This is a genomic window from Mesotoga sp. HF07.pep.5.2.highcov (genome assembly GCF_003666285.1).
GTDB classification, from domain to species: Bacteria; Thermotogota; Thermotogae; order Petrotogales; family Kosmotogaceae; genus Mesotoga; species Mesotoga prima.
Map to the genome: position 1 here is coordinate 1 of NZ_JFHJ01000410.1, position 1036 is coordinate 1036.

A 1036-nucleotide genomic window follows, 5' to 3' on the forward strand; every position below is an offset into this window, starting at 1 on the left:
CCCTACAAGAGAATCGATTATCTTGGAAAGAGTTTCGTTACTGACGGAAGGACCTTTATTCAGATAGAAAGCCACGTTCCTCTTCAAGGTTTCGTCTTGTTCAATAATGGAAATCCTATTGAAATGAAGGAGAGAATTTTAGAAGTGAACAGGATTTTTCATGGCCAGATCGATCGGTCATTCTTAGCAGTCGGCTCCAAGAGAGAAAACGTAGTTGTCAAAGTTAGGGGTACCGAAAAAATCATACCTGGGGCAAGGCCAATGGGTGTAGATGCCGATAAGATAATCTGGAGATAATTGGGGAGGAAGCAATGTACATTTATTTTGTAAGGCATGGAGAAACAGAATGGAACAATAGTAACCGCTGGCAGGGAAGGTCCGATATTCCCTTATCTGAAAAGGGAAGAAAGCAAGCTGAAATAACTGGCACATTTCTTAAAGAACACGTTCCCAGTGTAGCGGCAATCTATTCCAGCGACTTGAAAAGGGCAAAGGAAACCGCCGAGATAATTGCTGTTTCATATGCTGAGACACCAGTTGCTAACCCGGTACTCCGCGAAGCGGATGTAGGACTCTGGAATGGTCTTGAGATAAGTGAAGCATTGAAGTGCTATGGCAATCTGATAGAGAAATGGAGGAAGGATCCATGGGCAGACATTCCGGGAACTGAACCTCTGGGGGAAGTGCAGAGAAGAGCGGCGAGTTTCATCAGATATCTCTCTGGAAATTTTCAGGGGAAACATGTGATTGTGGTTTCGCATGCCTTGTTAATCAGAACCGCAATTTGCTACGCAGCAGGCCTCCCTCTGGAAAATCACTACAGACTTTCCTTACACAACTGCTCGATTTCCACAATTAAGATTGAAGGAGCAGAAATGAGACTGCTAGAGCTCAATCTGTGGCGCCATATGGAGGAGAACTAACGTATGTTACTTAGGGTGAATCTTCTTCCACGGACAATTGATGAGAGCACGGATCTCGCTGTAGTAATTGATGTTCTGAGAGCCAGTAGTACTATAACGACTGCTCTTCAACT

2 protein-coding genes and 1 pseudogene are annotated in these 1036 nt (G+C 44.3%); all 3 read left to right on the forward strand.

What is annotated here, in order from left to right; all coding sequences use genetic code 11:
• Positions 1–297: pseudogene (locus BG32_RS08645) on the forward strand (DNA polymerase III subunit alpha); the annotation flags it as partial.
• Positions 298–311: 14 nt separating this feature from the next.
• The gene (locus tag BG32_RS08650) at positions 312–923 is read left to right on the forward strand and encodes a histidine phosphatase family protein (protein WP_006492307.1); all 612 of its coding nucleotides are present in this window, start codon (positions 312–314) and stop codon (positions 921–923) included.
• A gap of 3 nt (positions 924–926) precedes the next feature.
• Positions 927–1036 (forward strand): 2-phosphosulfolactate phosphatase (locus BG32_RS08655; protein ID WP_147434902.1); only part of this gene is annotated, 110 nt, incomplete at its 3' end.